Source organism: Sporosarcina sp. Y1004 (genome assembly GCF_057669665.1).
This window is the reverse complement of the sequence record NZ_JBYHFQ010000003.1, coordinates 134513-151374: the sequence shown is the minus strand read 5'-3', so window position 1 is coordinate 151374 and position 16862 is coordinate 134513. Positions and strand designations below refer to the sequence as shown.

The 16862-nt window shown below is 42.5% G+C and carries 17 protein-coding genes; all 17 read left to right on the top strand.

All coding sequences use genetic code 11. The features are described from left to right. The first annotated feature begins 2 nt into the window (after window positions 1-2). The 17 genes from smc to dprA all read left to right on the top strand — a co-directional run bounded on the left by smc (window position 3) and on the right by dprA (window position 16841). The gene (gene smc, locus AC25Y6_RS03600; RefSeq protein ID WP_488142080.1) at window positions 3-3560 is read left to right on the top strand and encodes a chromosome segregation protein SMC; all 3558 of its coding nucleotides are present in this window, start codon (window positions 3-5) and stop codon (window positions 3558-3560) included. Window positions 3561-3574: 14 nt separating this feature from the next. Continuing rightward, complete coding sequence (gene ftsY, locus AC25Y6_RS03595) at window positions 3575-4576, top strand: signal recognition particle-docking protein FtsY (protein ID WP_482100414.1); 1002 nt, start codon at window positions 3575-3577, stop codon at window positions 4574-4576. A gap of 67 nt (window positions 4577-4643) precedes the next feature. Beyond that, entirely contained in the window at window positions 4644-4982 is a 339-nt protein-coding gene (locus AC25Y6_RS03590; protein WP_482100415.1) for a putative DNA-binding protein, read from the top strand. A gap of 12 nt (window positions 4983-4994) precedes the next feature. Then, entirely contained in the window at window positions 4995-6350 is a 1356-nt protein-coding gene (ffh, locus tag AC25Y6_RS03585; RefSeq protein WP_488139383.1) for a signal recognition particle protein, read from the top strand. A gap of 92 nt (window positions 6351-6442) precedes the next feature. After that, entirely contained in the window at window positions 6443-6715 is a 273-nt protein-coding gene (rpsP, locus tag AC25Y6_RS03580) for a 30S ribosomal protein S16 (protein ID WP_482100417.1), read from the top strand. Between the two features lie 15 nt (window positions 6716-6730). Further along, window positions 6731-6964, top strand: coding sequence for a KH domain-containing protein (locus tag AC25Y6_RS03575; RefSeq protein ID WP_179391376.1), 234 nt, complete (start codon window positions 6731-6733; stop codon window positions 6962-6964). A gap of 261 nt (window positions 6965-7225) precedes the next feature. Next, a complete protein-coding gene (gene rimM, locus AC25Y6_RS03570) occupies window positions 7226-7741 on the top strand; it encodes a ribosome maturation factor RimM (RefSeq protein WP_482100418.1) in 516 nt (171 codons plus the stop codon). Next, complete coding sequence (gene trmD, locus AC25Y6_RS03565) at window positions 7741-8484, top strand: tRNA (guanosine(37)-N1)-methyltransferase TrmD (RefSeq protein ID WP_488142113.1); 744 nt, start codon at window positions 7741-7743, stop codon at window positions 8482-8484. The genes rimM and trmD overlap by 1 nt, the downstream gene beginning before the upstream one ends. 125 nt (window positions 8485-8609) lie before the next feature. After that, window positions 8610-8954: a 50S ribosomal protein L19 gene (gene rplS / locus AC25Y6_RS03560; protein WP_482103936.1), complete on the top strand. Its 345-nt coding sequence runs from the start codon at window positions 8610-8612 to the stop codon at window positions 8952-8954. A 103-nt stretch (window positions 8955-9057) separates the two neighbouring features. Beyond that, entirely contained in the window at window positions 9058-9618 is a 561-nt protein-coding gene (gene lepB / locus AC25Y6_RS03555) for a signal peptidase I (RefSeq protein ID WP_482103937.1), read from the top strand. Window positions 9619-9635: 17 nt separating this feature from the next. After that, entirely contained in the window at window positions 9636-10499 is an 864-nt protein-coding gene (gene ylqF, locus AC25Y6_RS03550) for a ribosome biogenesis GTPase YlqF (protein ID WP_482100421.1), read from the top strand. Between the two features lie 145 nt (window positions 10500-10644). Next, window positions 10645-11436 carry a ribonuclease HII gene (gene rnhB / locus AC25Y6_RS03545; protein ID WP_488142079.1) on the top strand — a complete coding sequence of 264 codons (792 nt, stop codon included), beginning with the start codon at window positions 10645-10647 and terminating at the stop codon, window positions 11434-11436. Beyond that, window positions 11433-13400: a hypothetical protein gene (locus AC25Y6_RS03540; RefSeq protein WP_488142078.1), complete on the top strand. Its 1968-nt coding sequence runs from the start codon at window positions 11433-11435 to the stop codon at window positions 13398-13400. The genes rnhB and AC25Y6_RS03540 overlap by 4 nt, the downstream gene beginning before the upstream one ends. Continuing rightward, window positions 13397-13681, top strand: a complete 285-nt coding sequence (locus AC25Y6_RS03535) for an EscU/YscU/HrcU family type III secretion system export apparatus switch protein (protein ID WP_488142077.1) — start codon at window positions 13397-13399, stop codon at window positions 13679-13681. The genes AC25Y6_RS03540 and AC25Y6_RS03535 overlap by 4 nt, the downstream gene beginning before the upstream one ends. Before the next feature lie 122 nt (window positions 13682-13803). Beyond that, window positions 13804-14964 (top strand): ADP-forming succinate--CoA ligase subunit beta, encoded by a 1161-nt coding sequence (sucC, locus tag AC25Y6_RS03530; RefSeq protein WP_482103940.1) that lies wholly within the window; start codon window positions 13804-13806, stop codon window positions 14962-14964. A gap of 18 nt (window positions 14965-14982) precedes the next feature. Next, entirely contained in the window at window positions 14983-15885 is a 903-nt protein-coding gene (gene sucD, locus AC25Y6_RS03525) for a succinate--CoA ligase subunit alpha (RefSeq protein WP_482100426.1), read from the top strand. A gap of 68 nt (window positions 15886-15953) precedes the next feature. Continuing rightward, window positions 15954-16841, top strand: coding sequence for a DNA-processing protein DprA (dprA, locus tag AC25Y6_RS03520; protein ID WP_488142076.1), 888 nt, complete (start codon window positions 15954-15956; stop codon window positions 16839-16841). The last annotated feature ends 21 nt before the right edge of the window (window positions 16842-16862 follow it).

Here is a 16862-nt window from a genome sequence, read left to right as displayed (position 1 = left end):
TCGTGTTTCTGAAAAGACTTGAAATTATAGGATTTAAATCGTTTGCGGAACGGATTGCAATCGACTTTGTCCCAGGAGTTACAGCGGTAGTTGGTCCAAATGGAAGTGGAAAAAGCAATATTACGGATGCCATTCGCTGGGTCCTTGGCGAACAATCTGCGAAATCTCTACGGGGATCGAAGATGGAGGATGTCATCTTTGCAGGGAGTGATTCAAGAAAATCACTTAACTTTGCAGAGGTGACACTCATACTAGACAATAGTAAAGGCCTCTTTCCACTTGATTATACGGAAATCAGTGTCAGCAGACGTGTTTTTCGTTCAGGAGACAGCGCCTATCTATTAAACGGACAGCAATGCCGGCTAAAGGATATCAATGATGTATTTATGGATTCTGGACTTGGAAAAGAAGCATTTTCAATTATTTCACAAGGTCGTGTAGATGAAATTCTAAATAGCCGACCTGAAGACAGGCGGAGTATTTTTGATGAAGCGGCTGGCGTTCTGAAATATAGGACGAGGAAAAAGAAGGCAGAACAAAAACTATTTGAAACAGAAGATAATCTGGACAGGGTTCTTGACATTCTGAAAGAACTCGATTCCAGAATGGAGCCTCTACGGATAAATGCAGAAGCGGCAAAAAGACATAAAGTCCTATCAGAAGAGATGCGTGAAGCCGACGTATCTCTATTGACTTTCGATGCGGGAAATCTTTACAGTGCTATTCGTGAAAAAACAGAAGAAGCTGTGCGCATACAGAAAAAGAAAGAGTTGTTAGAAGCAGACTCTGAAAAAGCTGAAAAAGCATCTGAATTAGCGAAAATAGAACTTGGGGTCATGGATGACCAATTAGATACTTTACAAAAAAAACTTGTAGTGACGAGTGCAGAGTCAGAGAAATGGGAAGGTAGACGGCTGTTATCACTTGAAAAACGCCGCAATGCAGACCAGCAGATCGAAAGAACCCGATTTGAATTGGCTGCTACGGAAAAAGAAGTGATAGCCCTTTCGGTAAAACTTAAAACAGCCCGTGAAAAACTGAAACACACAGAAACAGAATACGCAAAAACAAATGTTGAGATGGATGGGATTTCCCAAATACTCAAACGTTCAGTCAAAGAGACTGAAAAAGAAATCGATGAGTTGAAATCAGCTTATATCGATAGGCTAAACGAGGAAGCCACCATTCGCAACGATTTGAAGCATGCGGAGGAACGTCTCGTAGGTGAAAAAACATCTTCTGAAAAGATTATTCAACAGACATCAGTGCTGAAAGAACGTATTAAAAACCTTACCGAAGAGAGGTCTGTAAAATCGGACAAGTTGTCCATGTTAAAACAGAAAATGGACAAAGTGAATACGGCTTTTCACGCAATGACAAAAGCCTTGCGGAAGACCGAAGGGGAACTAAGTTCACAGCAGGAACTGATGCAAAATGCACTTAACAGACAGCACGAGATGCATGGCAGGGTGCGTGCACTTGAAAGTATGGAAGCGGACTTTTCAGGATTTTATTCGGGCGTAAAAGAAATCCTTGTTGCGAAAAAATCCGGTAAATTGACAGGGATAGATGGTGCAGTCGCAGAAATAATATCTGTAGAAAAAGAGTATATTAAAGCAGTGGAAACCGCGCTTGGTGGAGCAATGCAACATATTGTGACATCGACCGAATCCGAGGCAAGAAAGGCAATTGCTTATTTAAAAGCGAAGAATGCGGGAAGGGCGACTTTCCTACCAAAAGACGTGATGAAATCCAGGAAGCTCCAATCAGCTGCACTGGCCTCGGTTGAACAGCATCCGGAATACATAGGGACGGCAGATCGACTCGTGCAAAGTGATGCTAAGTACTTAATCATCAAGGAAAACTTGCTTGGTAATACAATTGTTGCGAAAACACTTGCGGGGGCTTCAGCAATTGCGAAAGCACTAGGCTATCGCTTCCGTGTAGTGACGCTCGACGGAGATATCGTAAATGCAGGAGGTTCGCTTACTGGTGGTGGTGCCAAGGGGCAGGCTTCTGTTTTCACAAGAAAAGCGGAACTTGAAACCTTGCAGAAACAACTAAATCAGATGGCGGAATCAATCGGATCCGCTACAAAGAAAATCGGCGACACGAAAATGGAAGTTGCGAGGAAACTGCACGAAGTGGATGATTATCGTAAGAAAACTGCTAGTCTACAAGCTGAAATTGTGGCTATGGAATCGAGTATTCGGGAGACCGGTATTGCAATCCATTCTGCTGAAGCAGAATTTACTTTGACCGACATGGGGAGACAAGGTGCAGAAAGTACGGGTTCGGCACTGTTGGAAAAGAAAGCAGAATTAGAAAAAAAACATACACACGTGAAAAAAGAATTAACTTCAATTCAAATGCAGGTGCAAACGCTTGAACGACTTGCTTCTGACCGTAGAAATGAAGAAGCTACCTTGACAGTCCGTTATAACGCACTTCGGGAGCAAGTAGCGGTTTTACGTGAACAGAAGACGCATCAGCTAACATCTATACAAGAAACGGTGCTCGCATCCGAACAGGCTGAACAGAAACTGTCTCTATTGCAAGATGAAATGCAGTATTACACTGGAAGCGACAGTGGCGGTGAATTAACCGCTGAACAAATTGCATTGGAGATTAATAGAACGACTGCAGAAAAAAACACAATTGAAAAAGCAGTTTTTGCAGGCAGAAAAAAACGTGCAAAACTTGCTGATTTGCTCGAGGAAAAAAGTATATTACTCCGAAAACTTCGAGCCAAAGCCGGAGACGTTATCTCCACATTGAATTCAGTTTCTGTTTCGTTATCCCGCGTGGAAGTGAAATACGACGCGGTCACTCAGCGTTTGTTAGATGAATATGGTTTATATCCTAACATGGATTTATCAGATGACTTTGATGAATTGCAAACTAGGTCTAACGTTGAATCTTTAAAACAAGAATTGTCCTTACTAGGTACCGTTAATCCAGGAGCCATCTTAGAATTTGAAGAAGTATCGGGACGTCATATCTTTTTAAACGAACAACGCAATGATCTACTTGAAGCGAAAACGACTCTTCACGAAGCGATGTCTGAAATGGATGCAGAAATGACGACGCGGTTCTCAATGACATTCAATGCAGTACAGAACCGATTCAGACATGTGTTCAAGGAAATGTTTGGCGGCGGGGACGCTGATTTACATCTTACGCAACCTGATAATTTACTGGAAACAGGTGTGGAAATTGTAGCCAGACCGCCAGGGAAGAAGTTGCAAAATCTAAGTCTGTTATCGGGTGGCGAACGAGCGTTAACAGCGATTGCATTGTTATTTTCAATCATTGAAGTACGGCCAGTGCCATTTTGTATTCTCGATGAAGTCGAAGCGGCACTCGACGAAGCGAATGTCTTACGCTACAGTAAATACTTGAAGAAGTTTTCTGAGAAGACACAATTCATCGTAATTACACATCGGAAAGGAACAATGGAAGGTGCCGATGTGCTTTACGGTATTACAATGCAAGAATCAGGAGTTTCCAAAGTCATTTCGGTCAAACTTTCCGATGTGCCTGCAGAAGCGATAATGTAAAGGAGAGGCTATAGTTGTCTTTTATAAAAAAAATTAAAGAAAAGATTACAGGTGCGAACGAATCAGTAACAGAAAAGTTTAAGGATGGATTATCTAAAACACGTAATCAGTTTACATCTAAAGTAAATGACTTAGTTGCCCGATTCCGGGTGGTTGATGAAGAGTTCTTTGAAGAATTGGAAGAGTTGCTATTACAGGCTGACGTCGGATATGAAACTGTTATGGAACTAATTGATTTACTGAAAGTGGAAGTAAAACGTAAGAATATTAAAGACACTGCGGGAATTCAATCGGTTATTTCTGAAAAACTCGTTGAGATTTATCAAGCCGGCGAAGAACTCGACAATCGCTTGAATATACAGGAAGAAGGCTTGACTGTTGTGTTATTAGTAGGTGTCAATGGGGTCGGAAAAACGACCACAATCGGCAAGTTGGCGGCACGTCTAATGGCGGAAGGAAAGACCGTCATGCTTGCTGCTGGTGACACTTTCCGTGCAGGTGCAATCGATCAGCTAGTTGTCTGGGGAGAACGTGCTGGGGTTGAAGTGATTCGCCAATCAGAAGGATCTGACCCGGCTGCAGTCATGTACGACGCTATCCGAGCTGCTAAAAATCGTAAAGTGGATGTCCTTATCTGTGATACTGCTGGTAGACTTCAAAACAAAGTCAATTTGATGAATGAACTTCAGAAAGTACACCGCGTCATTAGCAAAGAGGTTGAAGGTGCTCCACACGAAGTACTGTTGGCTCTGGATGCGACTACAGGGCAAAATGCATTAATACAAGCCGAGACATTCAAGGAAGCGACAGACGTTACTGGAATTGTCTTGACGAAGCTAGATGGTACTGCAAAAGGCGGTATTGTCCTTGCTATTCGAAAGAAATTGAATATCCCAGTTAAATTTGTTGGTCTAGGCGAGGGTGTGGATGATTTACAACCCTTTGATCCAGAAAAGTATGTGTATGGTCTTTTTGCTGACGGCCTTGAACAAGAGGATACTGCAACAGACAAGTAAAATAGCTTGACAGTACTCTGCCATCATATTATGATGGCTTAGGAAGACAAGCGGGGAGGCAGAGCCTATGACGCTTGCAAAAACGACACGCATCAACTTCCTCTTCGATTTTTATCAGTCGCTTTTGACTGATAAACAGAGACTTTATATGCAGCTTTATTATTTGGAAGACCTTTCACTTGGCGAGATTGCGGGGGAATACGGCGTATCACGTCAAGCTGTTTATGACAACGTCCGCCGGACTGAAGCAATGCTCGAAGACTACGAAATGAAGTTGAACTTATTTTCGAAATTCCAGAAGCGAGCAGAAATTGTGGATTCTCTTGAAGAGCTCGTAACCGATGATAATGATGAAAAATCGGAAACAATCAGGGAATTATTAATCGCAATAAAAGATAATGAGTAGGAGGCTCTGTGCATGGCATTTGAAGGATTAGCCCAGCGCCTGCAAGGGACGCTACAGAAGATTAAGGGCAAAGGAAAGATTGATGAAACTGACGTTAAGGAAATGATGCGTGAAGTACGTTTTGCGCTAATTGAAGCTGACGTCAACTTAAAAGTGGTCAAAGAGTTTGTGAAAACCGTCAGCGAACGTGCTGTCGGGCAAGACGTTATGAAGAGTCTTACACCCGGTCAGCAAGTCGTCAAAATCGTTAAAGATGAATTGACGAATCTGATGGGTGGCGAACAGAACCCAATCCAATTTGCGAGAAAATCACCGACAGTTATTATGATGGTTGGTTTGCAAGGTGCTGGGAAAACGACCACTACTGGGAAATTGGCGAGTGTTCTTCGAAAACGTCACAATAAAAAGCCACTTCTTGTTGCGGCAGACGTTTATAGACCGGCTGCAATTCAGCAGTTGGAAACACTCGGAAAACAATTGACTATGCCTGTATTTGCACTTGGAACAGACATTTCACCTGTTGAAATTGTCCGCCAGGCGCTTGCAGAGGCGGAGAAAGAACACCATGATGTCGTTATCATCGATACAGCAGGAAGGCTGCATGTCGATGAAGTTCTGATGCAGGAACTTAAGGATATCCGTGAACTCAGTACTCCAGACGAAGTATTCTTAGTTGTCGATGCGATGACGGGGCAAGATGCTGTCAATGTTGCCAAAAGTTTTGATGATACGGTAGGTATTACAGGTGTTATTCTGACAAAACTAGATGGGGATACCAGAGGCGGAGCTGCGCTTTCAATTCGTGCTGTTACAGAAAAACCGATTAAGTTTGTCGGAATGGGCGAGAAAATGGATGCGCTTGAACCATTTCATCCAGAGCGTATGGCGTCGCGAATTCTCGGTATGGGAGACGTCATGTCTCTCATTGAAAAGGCTCAGGAGAACGTTGACGAAGAGAAGTCGAAGGAACTTGAAGAAAAGTTCAGGACACAGTCATTTACACTGGACGACTTCCTTGATCAGCTTCAGCAAGTGAAGAAGATGGGGCCACTCGACGAACTATTGAAAATGATGCCTGGCGCCAATAAAATCAAAGGTCTAGAAAATGCCAAAGTAGATGAAGGTCAAATGGGACGCGTTGAAGCGGTCATTCAATCGATGACGAAAAATGAGCGCAATACACCTGAAATCATTAATGCAAATCGCCGCAAGAGAATTGCAAAAGGTTCAGGAACAAGCATTCAAGACGTCAATCGGCTATTAAAGCAATTCGAAGACATGAAAAAAATGGTAAAACAAATGTCCGGCATGCAACAAAAAGGTAAAAAGAAGATGAAAATGCCTGGATTAGATTCGTTTTTCAAATAAAATTCAAGGTGTTAAGAAAAAACACTTTACAAACAACAGAAAGCTTGATAATATACTATCTTGTGTGAAACTATTCGGAGGTGCAAGTAAAAATGTCAGTAAAAATTCGTCTTAAACGTATGGGAGCAAAGAAAACTCCTTTCTATCGTATTGTTGTAGCAGATTCACGTTCACCACGTGATGGTCGTCAAATCGAAACAGTTGGTACTTACAACCCGCTTACAAAACCGGCTGAAGTACTAATCAACGAAGAGCTAGCTCTTCAATGGTTACAGAATGGTGCTAAACCTTCTGATACAGTCCGTAACCTGTTTTCCGATAAAGGCATCATGGAAAAATACCATAACGCTAAACACGGTAAATAATCAGGAGGGGTGCACATGAAGCAGCTGATTGAAACAATCGTCAAACCGTTAGTCGATTATCCTGGAGATGTCCGGGTAGCGATGGATGAACATGATAACCGTGTCATTTATAAACTATCCGTCAACCCCGAAGATATGGGAAAAGTTATCGGAAAGCAGGGACGTGTTGCGAAAGCGATACGCACCATTGTTTATTCAGCAGCAGGCAGTCACCACGGCAAAAAGGTTTATATCGATATTATAGATTGATATAGAAAGGGAGGGAGCTCAGGTTCCTTCCTTTTTTGTCTAAGTTATTAATTGAATAATTATTAATTGTTAGGAAATAGTAGTTTGTAGACACAAAGTGTTTTAGGCTAGGTGTCAAAAGCGCAGTTCATATGTAAGCAAACGTATCTCACTTTGTTGCGATACGGTTCCGCGTACGTGGACTCTATCTCCTGACCTATCTAATGCCTGTCGTGTTTGAGCAGGCGCTTTTCTCTTCTTATATAAAGGATGGTGCAATATATGCAATGGTTTAATGTTGGTACAATTGTAAATACACACGGTATCCGTGGAGAAGTCCGTGTCGTTTCGCGTACTCATTTTCCGGAGGAGCGTTATACGATCGGAAACAAGCTGGCCTTGTTCATGCCGGACAGCAAAGCACCTATCTATTTGACTGTTGCCAGTCACAGACAACATAAGAACTTTGATCTGTTAACATTTGAAAATCATCCGAATCTTAATGATGTAGAAAAGTATCGTAGCGGTATTTTTAAAATACCTGAAAACGAGCTTGGTGATTTAGATGAAAACGAATTCTACTATCACGAAATTATCGGCTGTTCAGTGTTCACAACTGAAGGTACTGACATCGGTAAAGTGACGGAGATTCTTGAAACCGGTGCGAATGATGTATGGACGGTGATACCTGAAAAAGGGAAGCCACACTATATTCCATACATTGAAGACATCGTCAAAGAAATAGATATAGACAATAAGAAAATCATCATTGATCCGATGGAAGGGCTTCTTTCATGATGAAAATAGATGTCCTTTCACTGTTTCCAGAAATGTTTGAAGGCGTTCTCCATTCCTCAATCATGAAAAAGGCTCAGTCAAATGATGCAGTAACCTTTGGTGTAACCGATTTTCGGGACTATTCTACAAACAAGCACCATAAAGTTGATGATTATCCATATGGTGGAGGAGCGGGGATGGTCCTTAAACCGGAACCGCTCTTTGCCGCAGTCGAAGCGATTTCAGAAGGCCTTGAAAAGCCTCCCCGTGTTATTCTGATGTGTCCTCAGGGAGAACGATTTACACAGAAGAAAGCGGAAGAACTATCAGCTGAAGAGCATATTGTGTTCATATGCGGGCATTATGAGGGGTACGATGAGCGGATACGCCAGCATCTTGTGACGGACGAGTTATCCATCGGAGACTTCGTTCTGACAGGCGGCGAGATTGCTGCAATGGCTGTGATTGATAGTGTAGTGCGCCTGTTACCGAATGTCCTTGGCAATGTGGATTCTCCTGTACTGGATTCGTTTTCAACAGGCTTACTTGAACATCCCCAATATACAAGACCCTCTAATTTTAAAGGAATGGAAGTACCAGATGTATTGTTATCCGGCAACCATGCAGAAATCGATAAATGGCGTGAACAGCAGTCGCTTATTCGCACGTTTGAACGGAGAAAAGATTTGCTCAAAGACGCGCCGCTTACGGACAATCAGCGCAAGTTACTCAACCAGCTTAATCGAGAAAAAGTAGACAGATGACCTTGCATCGATTTGACCTTTGTGGTATTATGTACTATGTGCTTCTATGTGAGTACATAATTACTGATGTTCCGCTGCAAAGGCAATTAGTGCAAGAACTTCTGTGGATAGGGAGAGGTTAAATTATGCAACATATTATTTCAGAAATTACTAAAGATCAGCTTCGTACTGATCATCCATCATTCCGTGCAGGAGATACAGTTCGTTTGCACGTGAAAATTGTAGAGGGAACGCGTGAGCGTATTCAGCTATTTGAAGGAATTGTTATCTCACGTCGTGGAGGCGGAATCAGTGAATCTTTCACAGTCCGTAAAATTTCCAACGGTGTAGGTGTTGAGCGTACATTCCCTGTAAATACACCAAAAATCACTCTACTTGAAGTAACACGTCGTGGTAAAGTACGCCGTGCGAAGTTGTACTACCTTCGCAGTCTGCGCGGAAAAGCTGCACGTATCAAAGAACTTCGATAAACAAAAGCAAAATCCAGGAGGCCAACAAACGGCCTCCTTTCTTTTTGCCTCAAAATTGAATAGACTGTACAATAAGGACAGAAATACGCAGGAGGCTCAGCCGATGAATGAAGAGAAAAAGAAGAAAAATGAAACGTGGGAATGGGCGAAAGCGCTTTTAATCGCATTCGGTCTTGCTGCAATTATCAGGGTGTTCCTCTTTACGCCGATTGTTGTTGATGGGGTATCGATGATGCCGACGCTCGAAAATGGTGATCGGATGATTGTAAATAAGATTGGATACACAATTGGTGAACCGAAGCGTTTTGATATCGTGGTGTTCCATGCGCCTGAAGAAAAAGATTATATAAAAAGAGTAATCGGACTTCCTGGTGATGAAGTGGAATATCAGGACGACATTTTATACATTAATGGAGAGCCTTTCGAGGAGCCGTATCTCGATCAATACAAGTCAGAAATTATAGACAGTCCGCTAACTGAAAATTTCACTCTTGAAGAAAAAATTCAAAGTACAACGGTTCCTGCAGACCATGTATTTGTCATGGGGGACAACAGAAGAAAAAGTAAAGACTCCAGACATATTGGAGCTGTTTCAATCGATGAAATTATCGGTAGTACAAAAATCGTCTTCTGGCCGGTTAAAGATTTCGGAATTATCAACTGACAGGAGGAACTTACAGCATGACAATTCAATGGTTTCCCGGACATATGGCAAAAGCACGACGCGAAGTAACTGAAAAATTGAAGCTAGTCGACATCGTCTTTGAGTTAATCGACGCTAGGCTTCCGCTCTCTTCAAGAAATCCGATGATTGACGAGGTTATTCATCAAAAGCCGAGGTTGTTAATTTTGAATAAGATGGACCTCGCAGACGAAAAGGAGACCGCACGCTGGATTCACTATTTCGAAACGCGCGGATTACGTGCCGTTGCCATCAATTCGTTTGAAGGAAAAGGGCTTCAGACTGTTATTAAAGCTGCTAAAGAGATATTGGAACCGAAACTTGCAAGATTGCGTTCTAGGGGCATTCGTCCAGGCGCCATGCGAGCGATGATTGTTGGGATTCCGAATGTCGGAAAGTCGACCCTTATCAATCGACTTGCAAAGAAAAACATTGCCAAAACGGGCAATACACCAGGCGTTACGAAAGCGCAGCAATGGATTAAATACGAAAAAGAACTGGAACTTCTGGACACACCTGGTATTCTTTGGCCGAAATTTGAAGATAAAGAAGTTGGCTACAAACTTGCGCTGACAGGAGCTATTAAAGATACAATCGTCAATATGGAAGATTTGGCTGTATACGGCCTACGTTTTCTTGAAGCAAATTACCCCGATCGGCTGTCAGCTAGATATGGTTTGACAATGGTAGGAGAAGAAATTCTTCCGGTCTTTGAACAGATCGGATCTCTTCGTAAAGTTTATACAACTGGTGGAGAAATAGATCTTGATAAGGTAGCGGAGTTAATCGTGCGCGATATCCGAAGTGAATACCTTGGAAAACTGACATTCGACTTTACATCACTTCAACCGCAAATGGATTAAGCCGATGCCGGCACGGAATTTACTTCCGCGGCAATCGGTTTTTTCTTTGTTTAGAGTACTTTATATAGTTGACCTGTGGATACCACTCAATAGCAACCGATATAATACAAAAGGAATGAATCGATAAACCGCTTATGAATGAAAGGTGATCACGTTGAAAACCATAAAAGATATTACAGAACTGCTAAAAACGGTTGGTGAACCGGAATCGTGGATGGAAGAACTGGAACTGGATTCAAGAATGGGTGTGCAAAATGCACTTAATCGTTGGAAGCGTCGTTATGAAAAAAGAAAAGTGATAGAGCAAGCGCATGCAGAGAAAAAAGCATTTGACATGTCTTACGCGCCGTTTGAGGGTGCTATGGTTGCTGGGGTGGATGAAGCGGGAAGAGGACCGTTAGCGGGTCCTGTGGTCACTGCAGCGGTCATTTTACCTCGAGAAACGCCTGAACTCATCGGATTGGATGATTCAAAGGCCATTCCGAAGGCGGAACGGGAACGACTTGCGGAAAAGATTCGAAGTGTCGCTATCTCCTATTCAGCACATATTCAATCAGCTAAAACCATCGATGAAACAAATATTTACGCTGCGACAAGGGACTCCATGGAACGGGCTGTAAAAGGGTTGTCAATCAAACCTGATTTTGTCATTGCGGATGCAATGTCACTCGCTGTAAATTGTCCGACAGAGTCTGTTATAAAAGGCGATGCAAAGAGCTTGGCAATTGCGGCCGCTTCGATAATTGCAAAAACGACGAGAGATGCAATTATGGATGAAATACATAACGAATTTCCTGTTTATAAATTTAATAAAAATGCCGGATATGGAACATCAGAACATGTTTTGGCGCTTCAAATACATGGCCCAAGCAAACACCATCGTGCCAGTTTTGAACCTGTGAAATCAATGTTAAAAGACGGGAGGAAGAACGAATGAGTTTTCCAACTGCCGGAGTATCAATGTCGGGACAAGCGATGGTAGGAGATGCACCGAATAGACCATTCGTCTTAAATGAAGGCCAGATGTTTCATGGGCAAATAAAACAACTTTTCCCAGGACAAATGGCAGAAGTACAAATAGGCGGACAAAAGCTGTTCGCAAAACTTGAAGTGCCAATGAAAGCGGGCGACTCCTATTACTTTCAAGTAAATTCGGTAAAGCCTGAGTTACAGCTTAAAATTATAACAGGACCCCTACAAGCGACAGAAGGGCAAGCTCGTCAACTTGGTGCACTCATGGACGCAATGCAAGTTCCAAAGACGCAAGAAATGCAATCCCTATTAACGTTTGTCTTGAAAAATAGAATTCCGATGAACAGAGGGAATCTGCTAGAATCGGAAGAATTACTGAAAGGTGTACCGACATCTGCTCGGAATGAGGCGCTAGCATCCATTCAGAAAATGCATGAACTGAAATTACCGTTTACAGAAAATAACTTCAGATCACTTTTAGGCGTTGAGACGAAAGAAGGCCTGCATAGCGTATTGCAGTCATTGAAAAATGCATTGGTTCTAGATAACGCATTAGCACCACAAGTTAAAGACGCCATACTCACAGCGCTTGAAAAGATGGCTAAGCCTTTTGCGCAGGCAACAGGCGGTTCACTGCTAGGACAATCCATTGTGACGCTACTTGATCATGCCGCACCTGTTGAAAACCGTTTTGCTACACTGCAATTAATGAAAAGTGCAGGTATATTACCAGAACGGACGTCCCTTGCAAATTTACCACAAGTCCTCATTTCACTACTATCAGCTGAAAGAGTTGGCCAAGTTGGAGCGCAGGGTATTCATGCTACAAATATGGCTGGGCAGGCTGCCACCACGCCTCAACCTACCTCGTTGCCGATACCCATCGTGCAGCAAGTAGTGACACTGCTAAAAAAAGTTGAGGAGGCAAAACAACAAAATCAACAGGTTCCGTTAGCTAGTTTGAAAGCATTGATTTTATCCGATACAGGAATGAATTTACAGCAAAAAAACTTACTTTCGGCAATTATCGACCGGGCTGTAAATGCACAGCCACCAGTCGAGTCGATGACAAAATTCGTTCAGGAATTCAGTCAGGGGTTTATACGTGTAAATGCAGAAAATACAATTGCTAATCCATTCCAATCTAGCACTCCAGCAGAGGACCCCAAAGAAGCACTACTAACATTACTGGGACGGCAAGGAACGGAAAAACTATCTGTACTTTTACGGGCGGCAGAACAGTCCGTCAATCCAGACATTCAAAAAGCGATACAAACAGCTGAAGTTAATGTTGCATCATTGATTGATGGGAAGGCCGTGAAGGACGCTTTGGAAACAGTGATGCGCTCACTCGGACTTAACTACGAAGCCGGGTTGCTCGGAAAAGAACCTGACTTTGGACGTCTTGCTGAATCTTTGAAGCCACAATTGCTTGCGCTTATGCATAATCCCTCTGCATCCGTTGCTCTTCGTGAGGCCGCAGAAACTGTCGTAATGAGGATGAATGGTCCTTTGTTGCAATCCGGGGAAAACGGAATCCAGCATCAGCTCGTTATGCAAGTACCGCTCGATTTTTTTGGTAAGCGTATTGAGGCGACATTACAGTGGAACGGACGCATGAAAGAGGACGGGAAAATTGACCCTGAATTTGCAAGGATCTTGTTTTATCTTGATCTTGCATCAATAAAAAAGACGGTAATCGATATGCAAGTTCAAAATCGGATTGTATCGGTAACTATTTTTAATGCGGATGATGCGCTCAAGACAATTGGAGCACCTCTTCAGCTAAAGTTGAAGGAAGGACTCGAGTCAGCGGGTTATAAACTATCAGGAGTCTTCTTTAAAAAGTTTACGGAAGAAGAAAAAATTGTACCTAAACAGAAAAGTCCATCAAAAGTTGATGGAAAAGGAGTTGACTTTCGCATATGACTGAAGAATTGCATGTACGAAAAGAGGCTGTTGCCCTTTCATATGAACCATTCTCAGAGGGAGCACCAAAAGTGGTTGCGAAAGGGAAGGGTAAAATTGCTGAAAGTATATTGGAAAGGGCACTTGCCAATGACATTCCAATACAGGAGGATTCAAGTTTAGTCGAAATACTAGGACAGTTGAACGTCAATGAATCCATTCCGGAAGAGTTATATAAAGCGGTATCTGAGGTTTTTGCGTATATTTATCAGATTGACCGTAAACATGGAATTGGTAAATGATTTGAGAAAGTTTCGACAAAATCAAACATTCGACACACAACTATGGACAATGTTTGACAAGTTTACTACAATGGATGAGGCAGTAAATTAAAAGAGTTAGAAGTTCGAATGGAGGATGTAAGATGAATATCCATGAATATCAAGGTAAACAGTTACTAAGAGAATACGGGGTAGCTGTTTCTAATGGTCTTGTTGCTTTCTCTCCTGAGGAAGCGGTAAAAGCTGCGAAGGAACTAGGTACAGACATTATCGTAGTAAAAGCGCAAATCCACGCAGGTGGCCGCGGGAAAGCAGGCGGAGTTAAGATTGCAAAAAATCTTGATGAAGTTCGTGCTTACGCAAAAGAATTGATTGGTAAGACACTTGTTACTCACCAAACAGGTCCTGAAGGTAAAGAGATTAAACGTCTACTTATCGAGGAAGGTTCCGACATTAAGAAAGAATATTATCTTGGACTAGTCCTTGATAGTGCTACAGATCGCGTAACACTTATGGGTTCTGAAGAAGGCGGAGTGGATATCGAGGAAGTTGCGGAAGCGACACCTGAAAAGATATTCAAAGAAGTCATTGACCCAGTTATCGGTTTAACTGGATTCCAAGCACGCCGCATGGCATATAACATGAACATCCCTACACACCTTGTAAACAAAGCTGCGAAATTTATGCTTGGACTTTATCAAGTATTCGTAGAAAAAGACGCATCCATCGTTGAAATTAACCCGCTAGTTGTAACAGCTGGTGACGATGTACTTGCTCTTGACGCGAAGTTCAACTTTGACGACAGTGCACTATACCGTCACAAAGACATTCAAGAACTACGTGACTTTGATGAAGAGGATCCAAAAGAAATCGAAGCTTCGAAGTATGACCTTAGCTATATTTCCCTAGATGGTAGTATTGGCTGCATGGTTAACGGCGCAGGCCTTGCGATGGCTACAATGGATACAATCAACTACTACGGCGGATCACCTGCTAACTTCCTAGACGTTGGTGGCAGTGCGACAGCTGAAAAAGTTACTGAAGCATTCAAAATCATCCTTTCTGATAAAAATGTTAAAGGGATTTTCGTCAACATTTTCGGTGGTATCATGAAATGTGACGTTATCGCTGAAGGTGTTATTGTTGCGTCAAAAGAAGTTGGTCTTCAAGTACCACTTGTCGTTCGTCTAGAAGGTACAAATGTCGACTTAGGTAAAGCACTTTTGAATGAATCAGGTTTGAACATCATCGCTGCTGATACAATGGCAGACGGTGCTAAAAAGATTGTAGAACTAGTAGGTTAAGAAAGGCAGGGACAAACGATGAGTATTTTTATTAACAAAGATACAAAGGTTATCGTACAAGGAATTACAGGTGCTACGGCACTTTTCCATACAGAACAAATGCTTGAGTACGGAACGAAAATTGTTGGCGGAGTAACGCCTGGTAAAGGCGGAACAGAAGTAGCGGGAGTTCCTGTTTTCAATACAGTTGAAGAAGCTGTAAAAGCGACAGGCGCAAACGTTTCTGTTATTTATGTACCAGCTCCATTTGCTGCAGATGCAATTTTGGAAGCAGTAGAAGCTGAACTTGATATGACAATCTGTATTACAGAGCATATCCCAGTACTCGATATGGCAAAAGTGAAGCGCTACATGGAAGGCAAGAAAACACGTCTTGTCGGTCCAAACTGTCCGGGTGTTATTACGGCAGACGAATGTAAAATCGGTATCATGCCTGGCTACATTAATACAAAAGGTCATGTAGGCGTTGTTTCACGTTCTGGTACACTTACGTATGAAGCAGTACTTCAATTGACGAATGCTGGAATCGGACAGTCAACATCTGTTGGTATCGGCGGAGACCCTATCAATGGAACAAACTTCATCGATGTATTAAAAGCATTCAACGAAGACCCTGAGACATATGCGGTTGTTATGATCGGTGAAATCGGCGGAACTGCTGAAGAAGAAGCAGCTGAGTGGATTAAAGCGAATATGACGAAGCCTGTTGTTGGCTTTATCGGTGGTCAAACAGCTCCTGAAGGAAAACGTATGGGCCATGCTGGTGCCATTATTTCCGGCGGTAAAGGGACAGCTGCAGACAAAATCAAAGCGCTAAATGCTGCTGGGGTTGAAGTTGCAGACACTCCTTCTGTGATCGGTGAAACGTTAATTAAAGTTATTAAAGAAAAAGGTCTGTACGAAAGTTGTAAAACACACTAATATTAAAGATGCAGCGTGCTGATTAATGCGCTGCATCTTTTTTTGTTATTTAATAAGGGAGGAATTCAATGGAACTGACAGATGCTGAAAAGCGATTGCTAGGGCTTCACTATGTATTTCCGGTACCTTTGAACAGATTAAACAGCCTTTACGAGATAGACCCCAATCTCGATAGATTATATGTTTACAAGGCTATTGAACTTGCTCAAATTTTGAATATCACTACGTCAAAAGCGAGCCAATTAAAAGGTAATTTGCTTCAAAATATGTCGACCCCCTACGAAAAGTTATATCAAAGGCATGCAATCACCGCCATTCCATTCTCACACCCCCTTTACCCTGACCAGTTGCGAATACTTATCGATCCCCCGGCAGTACTGTATATTAAAGGTGATCCAACGCTATTTGCCAACGCCCTTAATGTTGCAATTATTGGATCTCGAAAAGCAACAATTTATTCAAAAAGAGCAATGTCATTGATTGTGCCACCACTCGTAGAAAATAACGCTGTTATTGTATCTGGACTTGCGATGGGTGCTGATACGATGGCTCATGAAGCTGCAATTGAATTTGGTGGAAAAACCATAGCTGTACTGGGCCATGGGTTATTACACCTGTATCCGAAAGAAAATCGATTGCTTGCGGAGAAAATAGCGGCTGAACATCTGCTAGTCACAGAGTATCCACCTTACGTAAGTCCTGAACGTTGGACATTTCCGATGCGGAATCGAATCATAAGCGGTTTAGCCGATGCAGTCGTAGTAACAGAATCCGCAGATAAAAGTGGAACGATGAGCACAGTCGAGCATGCGCTTGATCATGGGAAAGATATCTATGCCGTTCCCGGTCCTATCACATCACCATTATCGGCAGGGCCGAATAAGTTGCTAGATGAGGGCGCAAAACCGGTCTGGAATGGATTTCAAATCGTCGGATCGCTAGTTTTTAAGAATTGAAAAAACACCTTTTCCTCTAAA